Annotated in this window: 15 protein-coding genes and 1 riboswitch; of the genes, 5 read left to right on the top strand and 10 right to left on the bottom strand. The window is 60.2% G+C overall.

Going from position 1 to position 14,920, the window contains the following annotated elements; genetic code table 11:
• Positions 1-31: 31 nt before the first annotated feature.
• Positions 32-230, bottom strand: a riboswitch (FMN riboswitch).
• A 193-nt stretch (positions 231-423) separates the two neighbouring features.
• From AC1D2N_RS30670 to AC1D2N_RS30645, 6 genes are all read right to left on the bottom strand, one after another.
• Positions 424-1,206, bottom strand: a complete 783-nt coding sequence (locus tag AC1D2N_RS30670; protein ID WP_018446376.1) for a glucose 1-dehydrogenase — start codon at positions 1,204-1,206, stop codon at positions 424-426.
• A gap of 72 nt (positions 1,207-1,278) precedes the next feature.
• A complete protein-coding gene (locus AC1D2N_RS30665; RefSeq protein ID WP_162710255.1) occupies positions 1,279-1,419 on the bottom strand; it encodes a hypothetical protein in 141 nt (46 codons plus the stop codon).
• A gap of 35 nt (positions 1,420-1,454) precedes the next feature.
• The gene (locus AC1D2N_RS30660) at positions 1,455-2,243 is read right to left on the bottom strand and encodes an SDR family oxidoreductase (RefSeq protein ID WP_130729041.1); all 789 of its coding nucleotides are present in this window, start codon (positions 2,241-2,243) and stop codon (positions 1,455-1,457) included.
• Positions 2,244-2,265: 22 nt separating this feature from the next.
• Positions 2,266-3,744 carry a sugar ABC transporter ATP-binding protein gene (locus AC1D2N_RS30655; RefSeq protein WP_018446374.1) on the bottom strand — a complete coding sequence of 493 codons (1,479 nt, stop codon included), beginning with the start codon at positions 3,742-3,744 and terminating at the stop codon, positions 2,266-2,268.
• Between the two features lie 28 nt (positions 3,745-3,772).
• On the bottom strand, positions 3,773-4,702 hold the full coding sequence (locus AC1D2N_RS30650; protein ID WP_018242297.1) for a sugar ABC transporter substrate-binding protein: 930 nt from the start codon (positions 4,700-4,702) through the stop codon (positions 3,773-3,775).
• A gap of 117 nt (positions 4,703-4,819) precedes the next feature.
• On the bottom strand, positions 4,820-5,800 hold the full coding sequence (locus AC1D2N_RS30645; protein WP_018446373.1) for an ABC transporter permease: 981 nt from the start codon (positions 5,798-5,800) through the stop codon (positions 4,820-4,822).
• Positions 5,801-6,006: 206 nt separating this feature from the next.
• On the opposite strand from AC1D2N_RS30645, the gene AC1D2N_RS30640 reads away from it, so the two are divergent.
• From AC1D2N_RS30640 to AC1D2N_RS30625, 4 genes are all read left to right on the top strand, one after another.
• Entirely contained in the window at positions 6,007-6,816 is an 810-nt protein-coding gene (locus AC1D2N_RS30640) for a transketolase (RefSeq protein ID WP_011652254.1), read from the top strand.
• Positions 6,816-7,772: a transketolase family protein gene (locus tag AC1D2N_RS30635; protein ID WP_130652533.1), complete on the top strand. Its 957-nt coding sequence runs from the start codon at positions 6,816-6,818 to the stop codon at positions 7,770-7,772. The genes AC1D2N_RS30640 and AC1D2N_RS30635 overlap by 1 nt, the downstream gene beginning before the upstream one ends.
• 68 nt (positions 7,773-7,840) lie before the next feature.
• Complete coding sequence (locus AC1D2N_RS30630) at positions 7,841-9,307, top strand: FGGY family carbohydrate kinase (protein ID WP_130652532.1); 1,467 nt, start codon at positions 7,841-7,843, stop codon at positions 9,305-9,307.
• Positions 9,308-9,328: 21 nt separating this feature from the next.
• On the top strand, positions 9,329-10,279 hold the full coding sequence (locus AC1D2N_RS30625; RefSeq protein ID WP_018446370.1) for a sugar-binding transcriptional regulator: 951 nt from the start codon (positions 9,329-9,331) through the stop codon (positions 10,277-10,279).
• A 24-nt stretch (positions 10,280-10,303) separates the two neighbouring features.
• Here the strand turns inward: AC1D2N_RS30625 and AC1D2N_RS30620 are convergent, their stop codons facing one another.
• The 3 genes from AC1D2N_RS30620 to AC1D2N_RS30610 are packed head-to-tail and all read right to left on the bottom strand — an operon-like array spanning position 10,304 to position 13,263.
• Complete coding sequence (locus tag AC1D2N_RS30620) at positions 10,304-11,056, bottom strand: ABC transporter ATP-binding protein (protein WP_130652531.1); 753 nt, start codon at positions 11,054-11,056, stop codon at positions 10,304-10,306.
• On the bottom strand, positions 11,050-12,120 hold the full coding sequence (locus AC1D2N_RS30615; protein WP_047621356.1) for a FecCD family ABC transporter permease: 1,071 nt from the start codon (positions 12,118-12,120) through the stop codon (positions 11,050-11,052). Before AC1D2N_RS30615 ends, AC1D2N_RS30620 begins: the two co-directional genes overlap by 7 nt.
• Positions 12,121-12,126: 6 nt before the next feature.
• Positions 12,127-13,263 carry an ABC transporter substrate-binding protein gene (locus tag AC1D2N_RS30610; protein WP_047621353.1) on the bottom strand — a complete coding sequence of 379 codons (1,137 nt, stop codon included), beginning with the start codon at positions 13,261-13,263 and terminating at the stop codon, positions 12,127-12,129.
• Between the two features lie 115 nt (positions 13,264-13,378).
• Between AC1D2N_RS30610 and AC1D2N_RS30605 the strand changes: the two genes are divergently transcribed.
• Positions 13,379-14,164, top strand: a complete 786-nt coding sequence (locus AC1D2N_RS30605) for a class I SAM-dependent methyltransferase (RefSeq protein ID WP_047621351.1) — start codon at positions 13,379-13,381, stop codon at positions 14,162-14,164.
• Positions 14,165-14,518: 354 nt separating this feature from the next.
• On the opposite strand, the gene AC1D2N_RS30600 is transcribed toward AC1D2N_RS30605, so the two are convergent.
• A partial coding sequence (locus AC1D2N_RS30600; RefSeq protein ID WP_477982133.1) for a GTP 3',8-cyclase MoaA family protein occupies positions 14,519-14,920 on the bottom strand: 402 nt, incomplete at its 5' end.

Here is a 14,920-nt window from a genome sequence, read left to right as displayed (position 1 = left end):
AGCCGACTCCGGGATGGAGTGCGACTGCCCGTGTTGTCCTCTTCCATCCGGACTATACCGTCGGCTCCGGCATCCCACCGGATCTGCTGACCTTCCAGCAATTCAAAGTGCTACAGCGTCGTTTGCGCGTCTGAAAGACGCGCGGCGCTGTGGTGCCGGAAGCGCTCGCGGGCTCCAGGATTGCTCCTGATACCGCCGGTGGGGAATTGCACCCCGCCCTGAGAACATTTCAAAGATAGGATCAAAGACAGGCGGATGGCAAGGTCAGTCGACCGGGCAAAAATGCAAAGCTGCCCTGACGCCGATGGACACACTGTTCACACGGAGGCGACGACCGGCTCGCCTTCCGTGCTTCGTTGGTGGTTTGATCCTTCCATGCATGTCGTTGTCCCAAAACCGCTGCGCACTTTTGGGCGACCTGCATCAGGACATGATCAGGCCGCCGTCGACATTGATCGTCTGGCCGGTGATATAGGCGGCGTCATCGCTGGCGAGGAAGGTGACCAGGCCGGCGACGTCTTCGCCGGAGCCGGCCCGTTTCATCGGGATGCCCTCGACCCATTCCTTCATCAGCTCGCCGGGGGCGTAGTTGCCGAGCAGCTTGCCCCAGGCCTGGTCGTTATAGGCCCACATGTCGGTCTCGATGATGCCGGGGCAGAAGGCGTTGACGGTGATCTTCTCGGTCGCGACTTCCTTGGCCAGGCTCTGGGTGATGCCGACGACGCCCATTTTCGAGGCGGCGTAATGCGGGGTGTAGATGAAGCCATCGCGGGCCTGGCCGGAAGCGGTGTTGATAATGCGGCCGCCGCGCTTGTGCTTGCGCATTCTTGATATCGCCTCCTGAGCGCAGAGGAAAACGCCTTTGGTGTTGACGGCCATCACCTTGTCCCACTCGTTTTCGGTCAGGTCCTCGACCCGGGCGATGGTAATGACGCCGGCATTCTGGATCGAGACGTCGACCGAGCCGAATTCCTTCTCGGCGGCATCGTAGAGGGCCTTGACGCTTGCCTTGTCGGTAACGTCGCCGATGAAGGAGATCGCCTTGCCGCCTTCGGCCCGGATCTGTTCGGCAACGCCGTGGACCAGCTCCTCGTTGGCCGAAACGACGAGATTGGCGCCTTCGCGCGCAAAGCGTCTGGCGATGGCAGCGCCGATGCCGCGGCTGCCTCCCGTGATCACGACCGTCTTATCTTCGAAGCGTTTCATGCTCTTTCCTTCCCGGTAAACAGCAAATCTGGGCGTGACCTGCCCTGCGATGATTATTGGAGCTCGGCGAATTCAGGCAGTCTTGGGCGCCGTCCGTTCGACAGCCCGTTCGATCGGCGTGAAGGGCGGGCAGACGACGATATCGCACGCCGTCTTGCCCGTTATTCCCTTCAGCGCCTCGATCTCAGCTAGGGAGGAAGCGAGACCGTTCATTATCCAGTTGCCGGCAATGAGCTTTCGCCTCGCCATCACCAGCAGCAGAAACCGCCGTCGACGAGAAGATCGACGCCGGTCACGAAGCTTGCCGCATTCGACAGCAAGAACACTGCCGGGCCTACCATCTCGTCCACCGCTGCCATTCGCTGCATTGGCGTTTGCTCTTCGAAGAGCTTGGTCTGATGGACCATCTCGGGACGGGTGTTCATGGGCGTTGCCGTGTATCCGGGGGAGATGGTGTTGACGCGAATGCCGCGGTCGACCCATTCCATCGCCATAGACTTCGACATATGGATCACGCCCGCCTTCGAGGCGTTATAGTGCGCTTGGCTCAGCCCCCGGTTTACGATCACACCCGACATGGAAGCGATGTTGACGATGGAGCCGCGTCCATTCTTCAGCATGGCGCGAGCCTCTGCCTGGCAGGAAAGAAAGACGCCTTTCAGGTTGATATCCATCAACGTCTGATATTGGTCCTCCTCCATCTCTTCCGCTGCGTTCGCGTTAGCGATGCCCGCCGCGTTGACTGCAAGTGTCAATGCGCCGAGATCTGCCTCGGTCCGTGCTATTGCCTCTCCAAGGGAAGACTTGCTCGTGACATCAGCCGCGATCTGGATCGAACGGCGGCCAGCGGCGCGAATATGTTCAGCCGTCCTGGCCAGCCCGTCGTCGGTTCGACGGTCGAGCAACGCCACGTCGGCGCCGCACTGTGCAAGGCCGATGGCAATGCGCTGCCCAATGCCGCTTCCTGCTCCGGTAATGATGGCAACCTGGCCGCTAAGATCGAAAAGCTTCGGGGCGTTCAGAGTGATGTCGGACACCGCTCTTCCTTTCTCTGTCTGTTTAGATGGTGGCTAGCTCCATGACCGAAACGTCATTTGCCTGGTCACGATTGAGAATGCCTGCCTGTTTGCCTTGCGCAAGCACGAGAATGCGATTGGAGACTCCGAGAACTTCCTCGAGGTCCGAGCTTACGACGATGACCGCCACGCCCCGTTTGGCAAGATTGACGATGATGTCGTAGATGCCCGCTCGGGCGCCGACGTCGATGCCTCTCGTCGGTTCGTCGAGTACGACGACCTTAGGATCGCGCATCAGCCATTTCGCGATGACGACCTTCTGCTGGTTGCCGCCGGACAGGTCCGAGGCATATTGCTCCGCACGGCCCTTCACGCCGAACTTGGCAACTGCCTTCTCCGCAAACGAGCGCTTGATGCGCGGCGTAATCCAACGCCCGCCCAGCTTGTCAAGATTGGCGTATATAATGTTCTCGCCGATGCGGTGCCCGACAACCAGGCCTTGCTCCTTGCGGTCTTCCGGGACCATCACAATACCCTTGGCGATCGCGTCCGCCGGATCGCGCAGCCTGAGTTCTTCGCCTTCCAGCTTGATCGAACCTGCACTGATTGGGTCCGCGCCCGAAATGGCGCGGACAAGTTCCGTGCGGCCGGCGCCGACCAATCCGGCGATCCCGAGAATTTCCCCGGCGCGCACATCGAAGGTAACGTCACGGAATGAGTTGTCCGGCGAGCTCAGCCCCGACACCTGGAGTACTGGATGGTCTGTCGGAACCGGCAGGGCAGGGAACAAGCGGTCAAGCGGGCGTCCGACCATGCTCTCGACGATCGTTCGCACCGGGGTCGCGCTGTCGGAGAATTCCTGCACACGCTCGCCATCGCGAAGAACGACGATCCGGTCGGTTATTCGCTTGATCTCTTCCATGCGGTGGGAAATGTAGACGATGCCGACACCCTCTGACCGAAGCTTTCTAACCTGTTCGAAAAGAGCTTCCGTCTCCGCGCCGCCAAGGGCGGCTGTCGGCTCATCGAGGATCAGTAGCTTGGCGTTGAGAGCCAGCGCCTTGGCGATCTCGATGAGTTGTTGATTTGCTGTGGAAAGGCCGGCGACCGTCCGCGTTGCGGGTATGTGAAGGTTCAAGCGAGCGAGCTGGTCGTGGGCCCGGCGAACCATTTGGGGACGATCGACGACGCCGTTCTTCATCGGCCAGCGTCCGATGAAGACATTTTCCGCGATCGACAGTTGCGGCAGAAGCTGCAGCTCCTGGTGGATCAGGACAACGCCCTTGTCGATCGCTTCCCTTGGGGTGGCTGGGGCATAAGGCTGCCCCAGCCATGTCATTGATCCTTCGGACGGTGTGCGGGACCCGGCGATGATGCCCGATAGCGTTGACTTGCCCGCTCCGTTTTCACCGAGAAGTGCAACCACTTCGCCCGGATAGACGTCCAAGCTGACATTCTTCAGAACCTGGAGCGGCCCATACCACTTGGATATGCCCCTCAGGGAAAGAACTGGATCAGTCATGGCACACCTCCTCAAGACCTCAACTTCATTACGGATGGTTGGCGATGAAGCCTGCGACGTTTTCCTTGGTTGTCAGCGTGGCATCCATGAGCTGGACCGGCGGCACCTTTTCTCCGGCGACAAGCTTGGCGGCGTTTTCAACCGCATCGCGGCCCATCTTCTGCGTCTGCTGGGTCGCAGTTACGTTGAAGACGCCTTTGCTGAGCGCTTCGAGAGCTGCGGTGTCACCATCGAAGCCGCCAACCACGATCTTCTGGGAAGGATTGGCGACCTTGATCGCCTGTGCGGCGCCAAGGGCGAGGCCGTCGGCCTGGGCGAACACGATCGAAACGTCCGGATTTGCCTGCAGCATATTCTGCATGATCTGGAATCCTTCGTCCTGGCTCCAGATGTTCGAGAACTGCTCGGCGACAACCTTGACATCAGGATATGCCTTGAGAGATTCAGCGCAGCCCTTCGAACGATCGACTTCCGGCGTCGTGCCCTTCTGGCCGTGGATGATGACCATCTTCCCCTTGCCGCCGGCTTCCTTCAGGATGTAGTCGCACACGGCCTTGGCAGACGCGACGGAATCCGTTGCAAGGAATGTATCGCCGGGTGCTCCCTCGGCGTTGCGGTCAACGTTCACGACCGGAATACCAGCGTTCTTCGCGAGCTTGACCGGAACGGTCGCAGCGGCCGCACCTGCCGGAATGTAGATCAGCGCGTCGATTTTCTGGGTCAGGAGGTCCTGAATCTGATTGACCTGTGTCGGCCCGTCGCCCTTTGCGTCGACCGTGATGACTTCGATGCCGCGCTTCTTGGCTTCGGCTTCGACCGATTGCTTGATCTGGTTGAAGAAGTTTGCCTGAAGGTTGGCAACGGCCAAGCCGAGCTTCTTCAGTTCCGCCGCGTGTACGGGGCCGAGCATGAGACCCAGCAGTGCAGCAGACGCGAGCATGGTGCGCGCTATTTTCATTGTATTTCCTCCGTTGTTTGATGGAACCCTCGGGTATGTCCTCCCCCTCGGGGTATTGATCCGCCCCAAACCCTTGGAGCGGAATTCCAGGCCCGCCAACGCGGCGGACCCCGTTCGTCAGGCGCGACGCCGACGAATAGTCTCCGCGCCGACTGCGAGCACGATGACGATGCCGATGATCACTTGCTGCAGGAAGGGCGAGACGTTGAGAAGATTGAGCCCGTTGCGAAGGACGCCGATGATAAGAACACCGATAAGTGTTCCTCCGATACCGCCCGCGCCCCCCGAGAGTGAAGTCCCGCCGATGACGACCGCAGCGATGGTGTCCAACTCATAGCCCAGACCACTGGACGGCTGGACGGAGTCCAGCCTGGCGGCGAGTACGATGCCTGCGAGCCCCGCGAGGACTGAACTTGCGACGTAGACGCCAATCGTCACGAGCGGGACGTTGATACCCGCCAGCCGAGCGACTTCCGGATTTCCTCCCACCGCGTAGAGCATGCGGCCTTCGGACCGGAAGTGCAGGAAAAGCCACGCGGCAAGAACAACCGCAAGCATGAGAAACACCGTGGCTGTCAACACACCGAAATGGCGATCGATTGCCAGCATCATGAACCAGTCGGGGAATCCGACGATCTGCTGGCCGTCCGTGATCATATTTGCGACGCCGCGAGCCGCGGACATCATTGCAAGAGTGGCAATAAACGCTGGAACCCTGAACTGCGTCACCAGTAGTCCGACGATCAGCCCCGAAACGCCCGATGCGACCAGAGCAAAAGCGATCCCGACCGGCAGCGGTAGGCCGGCGACATTCGCAGTCCAGCCCATGACCATCATCGCAAGAGCGAGTGCCGAGCCGACGGAGAGATCGATGCCGCCGATCAGAATGACAAAGGTCATTCCGACGGCCATGATGCCGAGAACCGTGATCTGATCGAGGATGTTGAGGCCGTTCCGAACCGACAGAAACGTGTCGGTGCTGACGCTCAGAAAGACGCAAAGTGCGAGCAGCCCCACGAGTGGGCCGGTGGCGCCCTTGAGCTTGCTCAACCAGGCGCCGGACGAAAGCCTGTGTTCATTGATATCAAGCGCCACCATTGTTCCTCCCTATGCGTAGGCTGATCGCTAATTCGTTCGAAGAATAAATATTCACTTATGCTGGAAAATTCATTAACAAGTTGCCTTTCGGCTGTCAATAGGATTTTCTGGGCTTGCAACTGCCGGTGTACCGCTTAAGGGGCTTGACTAATCGGCGTCTTGTGCAAAAATATTGATAACTGAATATTTATGCACGAGAGGAATCCATGAATACGACAGAACTCGAGCGGGTCGCTCGCGAGATCCGATTGCGCGATCTCCAGGCGGTCTTTGAAGCGGGCGCCGGCCATATTGGCGGGGAGATGTCGGTTATCGACATTTTGACTGCCCTCTATTTTCGTGTGCTGAATGTTTGGCCCGATCAGCCGAAGCACCCCGACCGCGACAGGTTCGTTCTTTCGAAGGGACATACGGCATGCGCTCTGTATGTGACGCTCGCAAAACGCGGCTTCATCCCGGAGGAAGAGATTTCCACCTTTTTGCAGCCGCATTCGAGGCTGAACGGGCATCCAAATTGCAACAAGGTTCCTGGCGTCGAAACGAATACCGGGCCGCTGGGCCACGGTCTTCCAGTCGCAATAGGAATGGCAAAAGCCGCCAAGCTCTCAGGCGCGAAATATCACACCTATGTCGTCACCGGCGATGGTGAGATGCAGGAGGGCTCCAACTGGGAAGCGATCATGGCGGCCGCGCAGTTCAAGCTCGATAACTTGACGCTGGTCATCGACCACAACAGGTTCCAGCAGGGCGCGGCCCTGGCGGAAACCAACGATCTCGCCCCGCTTCGTCCGAAGCTTGAAGCTTTCGATTGGGAAGTCACCGAGATCAATGGGAACAATATGAGCGAAGTCGTTTCAGCCCTCGAACACCGGGGATCGAGGCCGCATTGCATCGTCGCCCACACCAACAAGGGGCATGGAATCTCGTTCATGCAAGACCGAGTCGACTGGCACCACAAGGTACCGAGCAAGGAACAATACGAAATCGCATTGGCAGAATTGTCGGAGGCACTGTAATGAACGCGCCAATAAACGCACCCAAGCTCTACGATTGCCGCGACGCATTCGCCACTACGCTTGAGCGGCTGGCAGCCGAAAACGAAACAATCGTTGCCGTCTGCAACGACTCCGTGGGTTCCTCCAAACTCGGCGGCTTCAAGGCGAAGTTTGCAGAGCGCCTCGTCAATGTCGGTATCGCTGAGCAGAACATGGTGGGGGTTGGAGCAGGCCTCGCCAATGGCGGCCGCCTTCCGTTCGTGTGCGCCGCCGCTCCGTTTCTAACGGGACGGTCGCTGGAGCAGATCAAGGCCGATATTTCGTATTCGAATGCCAACGTCAAGCTGGTCGGCATTTCTTCTGGAATGGCGTATGGCGAACTCGGCCCGACCCATCACTCGATCGAGGACTTCGCCTGGACGCGGGTTCTGCCTAATCTTCCGGTCATTGCGCCTTGTGACCGCATCGAAACAGCTGCTGCGGTTGAGTGGGCCGCGGCCTACAAAGGCCCCTGTTTCCTGCGTCTGTCTCGCGTAGGTGTGCCTGATCTCCTTCCGGAGGGTCACAAGTTCGAACTTGGCAAGGCAAATCTCCTTCGCCAGGGTTACGACGTCACCCTTATCGCAAACGGCACTTTGACTCATCGAATCCTAAAGGCTGCCGAGATCCTCGCAGAACGCGGTATCAACGCCAGAGTGCTCAACCTTGCAACGGTTCGTCCGATCGACGAGGACGCCATCATCGCGGCGGCGAAGGAAACCGGAGCGATCGTCACAGCCGAAGAGCATTCGATCTTTGGCGGGCTCGGTTCCGCGGTCGCCGAAGTGGTGGTCGACAATGCTCCAGTCCCGATGAAACGTCTCGGAGTTCCCGGCGTCTACGCTCCGACCGGTTCGGCAGAGTTCCTGCTCGACGAATTCGGGATGGCGCCGTCCGCAATCGCCGACGCGGCGCAGTCGCTGATCAGGCGCAAGTAACTGGGATCACATGATCAGCCCGGATGCCTTTTGTCGTCCCGGCTGCCGTCTGATCTGGGGAGGATAGAATGCGGGCAATTCTGGCAATTGACCAGGGCACCACCAATTCAAAGGCAGTTCTCGTTTCCGAAAAGGGAGAAATTGTTGGCAGAGGTTCGGCTCCAGTCGGCATCGCCTATCCGAAACCAGGCTGGGTCGAACAAGACCCACGGCGGCTCTACGCATCCGTCTGCGAGGCGATCGACGCCTGCCTGAAGGCCGCCCCCGACGTCATTGTCGAGGCCGTGGCGATTTCCAATCAGCGCGAATCAGTCACGGCCTGGGACGCCGAAACGGGAGAAGCACTTGGACCGGTGGTAAGCTGGCAGTGCCGTCGAACGGCACAGGATTGCGAACGTCTCATTGTCGAAGGCCACCTTGACCGTGTGCAGGCGCTCACAGGCCTGCCACTGGATCCGATGTTCCCGGGTTCGAAATTCCGATGGCTGCTCGACCGTATGCCGGCCGGGCGATCGGTGCGGCTGGGAACGGTCGACAGTTGGCTCGTCCACTGCCTGACGGGTGGGCGCCGGCATGTCTGCGATGCTTCCAATGCCGCCAGGAGCCAGTTGTTCGATCTCCAGGAGCAGAGATGGAGCAAGGAACTTGGCGAGATTTTCGGCGTGGATATCGCGCTCCTCCCCGAAGTACTCGACAGCTCTGCCGACTTCGGCAGGACGCAAGGGTTGCCAGGCGTGCCGGATGGAACTCCGATAATGGCCGCGATCGGAGACAGCCATGCTGCGCTGTTCGGCCATGGCGCATTCAAGCCGGGTGATGGCAAGGTAACCTTTGGAACCGGCTCTTCTATCATGACGACGCTTCCGCGATTTATTCCCCCACGCAACGGCGTCACAACGACCGTCGCATGGCGTCTCGGGGGAAAGCCGACTTTCGCTTTCGAAGGCAATATTCTCGTTTGCGCCGCCAGTCTCCCCTGGATGGCAGGCATTCTCGGCCTTTCAGACGTGGCGGCCCTTGTCGAACTTGCGGCGAGCGCCGAACCGGGCGGACCGGGCTTCGTGCCAGCATTCGTGGGACTGGGCGCACCCTATTGGAACTCGGACGCCCGTGCCCTGTTCTCCCAGATCAACTTCAATACGACACGTGCGCAAATGGCGCGGTCGGTAACCGACTCGATCGCCTTCCAGGTGCACGACGTGATCGCCGCCATGCGTGCACAAAGCGGCGGCGAGCTCGGGGCGCTCTATGTAGACGGCGGACCGAGCCAGAACCGGTTCCTGATGCAGTGTGTCTCGAACCTCATCGAACATCCCGTGATCCAATGCGAAGCACCCGAGGCGTCGGCTTTGGGAGCCGCATATCTCGCGGGTCTCTCACTTGGCTTGTGGAGCGATCTTCATGTTATCGCAGAGCTGCCCCGGAGCTCGCATATCATTGACCCGGAACCCGTGGATCGAGCGGTGCTTCTGAATACATGGAGTGATGCACTTGCCCGCTCGACGTCCCGCGAAACAACGGCTAATGATGAATAAAAATTCACCCTAGGATTAGCGATGACTCGCCTCAATGAACTCCGCCTCATCTCAAGGGTCGCCCAGATGTACCATTTGGAGGGACGGCGACAGGCGGAGATCGCAGAGCACCTTCGCCTGTCGCAGGCGACGGTGTCGCGCATGCTCAAGCGTGCAGAGGCTGAAGATATTGTCCGAACCAGCGTGACGCCCCCCGTTGGCACCTACAGCGAGCTCGAGGGCGCGCTTCGCGAGAAATATGATCTGCCGGAGGCGATCGTCGTGGAGTGCACGGAAGATCGGGATGGAGCCATCATGGCCCGTATCGGAGAGGCAGCGGCTCATCTCTTGGAGGTGACGCTTGCGCCAGGGGAGATCATCGGCGTTTCGAGTTGGAGCCAGACCATCTCCAAGATGGTCGAGAACATTCATCCGCTGAAGAGCGCTCAGGCGAAATACGTCGTCCAAACCCTTGGAGGCATGGGCGATCCTTCAGTCCAGACGCATGCGACGCAGCTTACCACGCGGCTTGCTCGCCTGACCGGCGCTGAGCCAAAACTGCTCGCTGTGCAGGGCGTTACGACGTCCAGAGAGGCAAAATTTCTTATGCAGGCCGATCCATACGTTCGGGAGACGATGGACTTGTTCGGCAGCATAACGCTTGCGATTGTCGGAATCGGAGCAGTCGAACCGTCCGAACTTCTCGCACGGTCCGGCAACATCTTTTCGTCTCGCGAACTCTCTGATCTCGCGGAAGCGGGAGCCGTCGGCGATATCTCACTTCGCTTCTTCGATAAAAACGGCAAGCCGGTCAAGACACCCCTGGACGACCGGGTCATAGGGCTTCCACTCGAGGATCTCGAACGGGTGGACCGGGTCATTGCTCTTGCCGGCGGGTCCAAAAAGACTGACGCTATCGCAGGGGCGCTCCGCGTGGGGGTCATCGACATGCTTGTTACGGACAAGTTTACCGCGCAGCGATTGATCAACTGATGAGGCAGACTTATTTTGGCAGCCTCAATGCGCTGTCCCATCCACGATCACATGATCGTGGTCCATTGAGCATTTCTCCACCCGGGCCTCGACCCTGTAGATCTCCCGCAGCATTTCGGCGGTGACGACGTCGCGGGGGGTGCCGCAGGCGTGCATGCGGCCGTTGGCGATGACCAGGACCTTGTCGGCGAAGCGAAGGGCCTGGTTGAGGTCGTGAATGGCGATCAGGACGATCATGCCCTTGGCGCGGGCCTGGCGGCGCATGAAGTCGAGGACTTCGACCTGGCGGTGAAGGTCGAGCGCGCTTGTTGGTTCGTCCATCAGCATGATCTCAGGCTCGCGGACCAGGGCCTGGGCGATCGAGACCAGCTGGCGCTGGCCGCCGGAAAGCGCGCCGAGATCGCGGAAGGCGATGGCGGTGATATCAAGCGCCTTCATGATCTCGTCGATGAAGCGCAGGTCGCTGTCGCTGACAGCCCAGGACTGGCCCTGCTTGCGGGCAAGCAGGATGGATTCGTAGACCGTCAGCACCGCGTTTGCCGAGGTATCCTGCGGCATGTAGCTGATGGCGTTTTTTGTCTTAGAGCCTTCGACGACGACACGGCCAGGCCCTTTGAGCAGGCCGGTGATGCGCTTGAAAAGCGTCGACTTGCCGGCGGCGTTCGGGCCGATCACCGCCACGACCTCACCCGACTTCATCATCGGCGTGGTCACGTCTTCGACGAAAAGCTTACGGCCGTGATAGGCGCCGACTGACTGCAACTGTAGTGCTACCACGACCGGCTCCTGTTCGAGAGGATGAGCGAGAAGAAGAAGGGTACGCCAACCAGCGCGGTGATGATGCCGATCGGGAAGACGACGCCTGGTATGATCGACTTCGAGACGATCGAGGTCAGCGAGAGCAGCAGCGCGCCCGACAAGATCGATCCCGGCAGGAAGAAGCGCTGATCCTCGCCGAGGATCATGCGCGCGATATGCGGCCCGACGAGGCCGACGAAGCCGATCGTCCCGACGAAGCTCACAGGCACAGCGGCAAGCAGCGAGACCACAAGCATGGTTTCGAGCCGGATGCGGCGGACATTGACGCCGAAGCTTGCAGCCTTGTCCTCGCCGAGGCGGATGGCGGTCAGCGCCCAGGCGTTGCGGGCAAAGAGCGGAAGTGCTGCCAACAGGACGGCAAGCGTCACCCAGATCTTCGGCCAGGTGGCCTTGGTGAGGCTGCCCATCGTCCAGAAGACGACGGCCGACAGCGCCTGTTCGGAGGCCAGATATTGCAGGAAGGCGAGAGCCGCATTGAAGGTGAAGACCAGCGCGATGCCGAGCAGCACCACCGTCTGCACCGAGACGCCACGGGCTTGCGAGATGAAATGGATGAAGAGTGTGGCGATCAGCGCCATGATGAAGGCATTGACCGGCACCAGCAGCCCGGCCGCTACAGGCAGAAGCGGAACGCTGGTGACGATGGCAAGTGCGGCACCGAAACTTGCTGCTGCCGAAATGCCGAGCGTGAAGGGGCTGGCGAGCGGATTGGCGAGGATCGTCTGCATCTGCGCACCGGCGACGGAGAGCGATGCACCGACGACGATCGCCATCACGGCAACCGGCATGCGGATGCCCCAGACGACGGCGCGCACCTGATCCGAAACCGAGGAGGGGTCGAGAAGGGCAGCGACGACTTCACTGAGACTATAGCGGGCCGGGCCCCAGGCGAGATCGACGGCAAAGGACAGGCAGAGCGCTGCCGTCATGGCGGCAAGGATTAGAAGCTTGCGCCGGGCGAGGGCGCGGTAGCGCTCCCTCCCGGCTTCGGCTTCGATCGATATGGCGGCGATCTCGGCCATTTCGGATTACTGACCCGCCTTGGCGTCGACCCAGTAACCCGGCTGATAGGCTACCGGCAGGAATTTTTCGTGGAATTCCTTGAAGGTGGCATCGGGATCGAGATCGGCAAAGAGGTTCGGATGGAACCACTTGGCCAGCTGCTGGACGGCGACGAACTGGTAGGGGCTGGTATAGAACTGGTGCCAGATCGCGTGGACATTGCCGCCGGCAACCGCCCTGGAGCCGGTGAAGGCAGGGTTTTCCATCAGCGTGTTCAGCGCCTTGCGGCTGTCGTCGAAGGTGGCTGCCGCATTCGGGCCGACATTCACAAAGTCCTTGGCATTCTTGGTCTGGCTCCAGTTGGAGCCGGTGACGACGATGACGTCAGGATTGGAGGCGACGACCTGCTCGGCATTGATCGAACCGGTATAGCCCGGCAGGAAATCGGAGCCGAGATTGTGACCGCCGGCCCAATCGACCATCAAGCCGAAATTATCGGGACCGAAGGTGCCGCAGCATTCGACCAGACCCGCGGCGCGATACATGAAGACATTCGGCTTCGGCGGATTGGCGGCCTTCAGTCTGTCCGTCACGCGCGCCATCTGCTCTTTCCAGAAGCTGGCGACGGCTTCGGCGCGATCCTCATGGCCGAAGATCTGGCCGAGGATCTTCAGGCTCGGCTCGGTGTTGGCGAGAATATGCTCGCGAAAATCGATATAAACGATCTTTACGCCGATGCCGTTCAACATGTCTTCGAGCTTCACTTCGTCGGCCGCCGTCTTGTTGCCGATCGGCAGCAGCAGCACATCGGGATGAAGCTTGACGATCGTCTCGGTCTGCAGCGTGCCGTCTGTGAGGTTACCGAGGAAGGGCAGGTCCTTGCCCTTCGGAAACTTCTCGACATAGGCGTTGAAGCCGTCCTTGTCGGTGGTCCAGAGATCGTTGCGCCAGCCGACGATCTTGGCGAAGGGATCTTCCTTCTCGATGGGTGCTACGGCGTAGAGCATGCGGCCTTCCCCAAGGATCACACGTTCCACCGGCTTGTCGAAGGTCACTTCGCGGCCGGCGACATCCTTGACGGTGAAGGATTGCGCCCAGGCCGAAAGCGGCATCAGGCTCGCAACCGCAGCCGCGGAGACTGCGAGTATTTTCACGAAACTCATCTGGAAATTCCCCCGAGGTCTGAATAATGTCCGCAGGCATAAGAAATATGACTTTATGAATCAAGTTATATGTTTTAGAGCGTTTCCAAACTGATCCGATGCCGGGGTGCCTCAGATGAATTCCATGAACACGAACTACACCATCCGCGATGAAATCCGCGACTTCTGGTCGGAACGGGCGGCGACCTTCGACCAGAGCGTCGGCCATGAAATCTTTTCGGAAGCGGAGCGGAAAGGCTGGCAGCGGCTGATCAGAAAGCATTTGGGTGAGGGCCAAGGGCGCACGGCACTCGATCTTGCCTGCGGCACCGCCGTCATCTCGCATCTGATGCATGGTGCCGGCTTTGCAGTCACCGGCCTCGACTGGTCGGATGCGATGCTGGCGCAGGCGCGTGCCAAGGCGAAGAAACGCGGCACCGATATCCGCTTCGTGTCCGGCGACGCCGAAAACACGATGGAACCACGGGGAAGCTACGACGTCATCACCAACCGGCATCTCGTCTGGACGCTGGTGGACCCGGCTGCTGCCTTCAAGGAATGGTTCGCGGTACTGAAGCCGGGCGGCAAGGTGCTGATCCTCGACGGCAATATGGGTAGGGAAACCTGGGTCAAGGGCCTGCAGAAGCTCTGGACAAAGGTGACCGGCAAGCCGGCGGCGAGCCACATGACGCCGGAGATGATGGCGCGGCACCAGAAGATCCGCTCACGCGTGCATTTCTCCAGCCAGATGCCGGCCGAAGCGGTCGTCGAACTTCTGCGCCAAGCCGGATTTACAGACATCGTCGTCGACCGCAAGCTTAGGGATATCCATTGGGCGCAGGCGCGCAAGATGCCGTTCCTGCGCGGACTCGAGCGCATGGTGCAGGAGCGGTTTGCGATTTGTGCGCGTAAGCCTGGGTGATGGGGTTGGTGGCGGCGCTGCGGCTTGCTCCCTCTTCTCCCCTCGGGGAGAAGGTGGCCCGCAGTGTCGGATGAGGGGGCCGCACGGCACACCATTCATTGCCCTTCGCTTGCGCTCAGTGCATGCGCTCCTGTCGTCGCTTACCCCCTCATCGCCTCGCTATCGCTCCGGCACTTCTCCCCACTGGGGAGAAGAGATATGCGGCGGCGCCGCGCGTCCTCTTTTGGGTCTTGGTGCGGCGGCTATGGTTAGGGGAGTTTGCCGTACCGTATCCCGGCCCTTCGCGGGGCTCAGGGCGTTCGGCGCTGCGATCGATTCACTGGATCGATCGCTCCCGCTTTGCGGTACCGCGCCTCACCCACCGGTGACACTCATATGCCGCGCCACGGCAGGACGGTTATGCGTGCGGTCGATGATGAAGTCGTGGCCTTTGGGTTTGCGAGTGATGGCCTCGTCGATGGCGGCGTGGAGGAGGGCATCGTCTTCAGTGGCGCGGAGTGCCGCGCGGAGATCGGCGGCGTCGTTCTGGCCGAGGCACATGTAGAGCGTGCCAGTGCAGGTGAGGCGCACGCGGTTGCAGCTCTCACAGAAATTATGGGTCATCGGAGTGATGAAGCCGAGGCGGCCGCCGGTTTCCTCGACCCTGACGTAACGCGCCGGGCCGCCAGTCTGGTAATCGATGTCGACAAGGGTGAACTGGTCTTCGAGATCGGCGCGCAGTTTCGAAAGCGGCAGATACTGGTCGGTGCGGTCTTC

This window comes from Rhizobium sp. P1_B8, assembly GCF_056406515.1.
The sequence above is the reverse complement of the archived record's forward strand: the minus strand, read 5'-3'. Positions and strand labels throughout refer to the sequence as shown.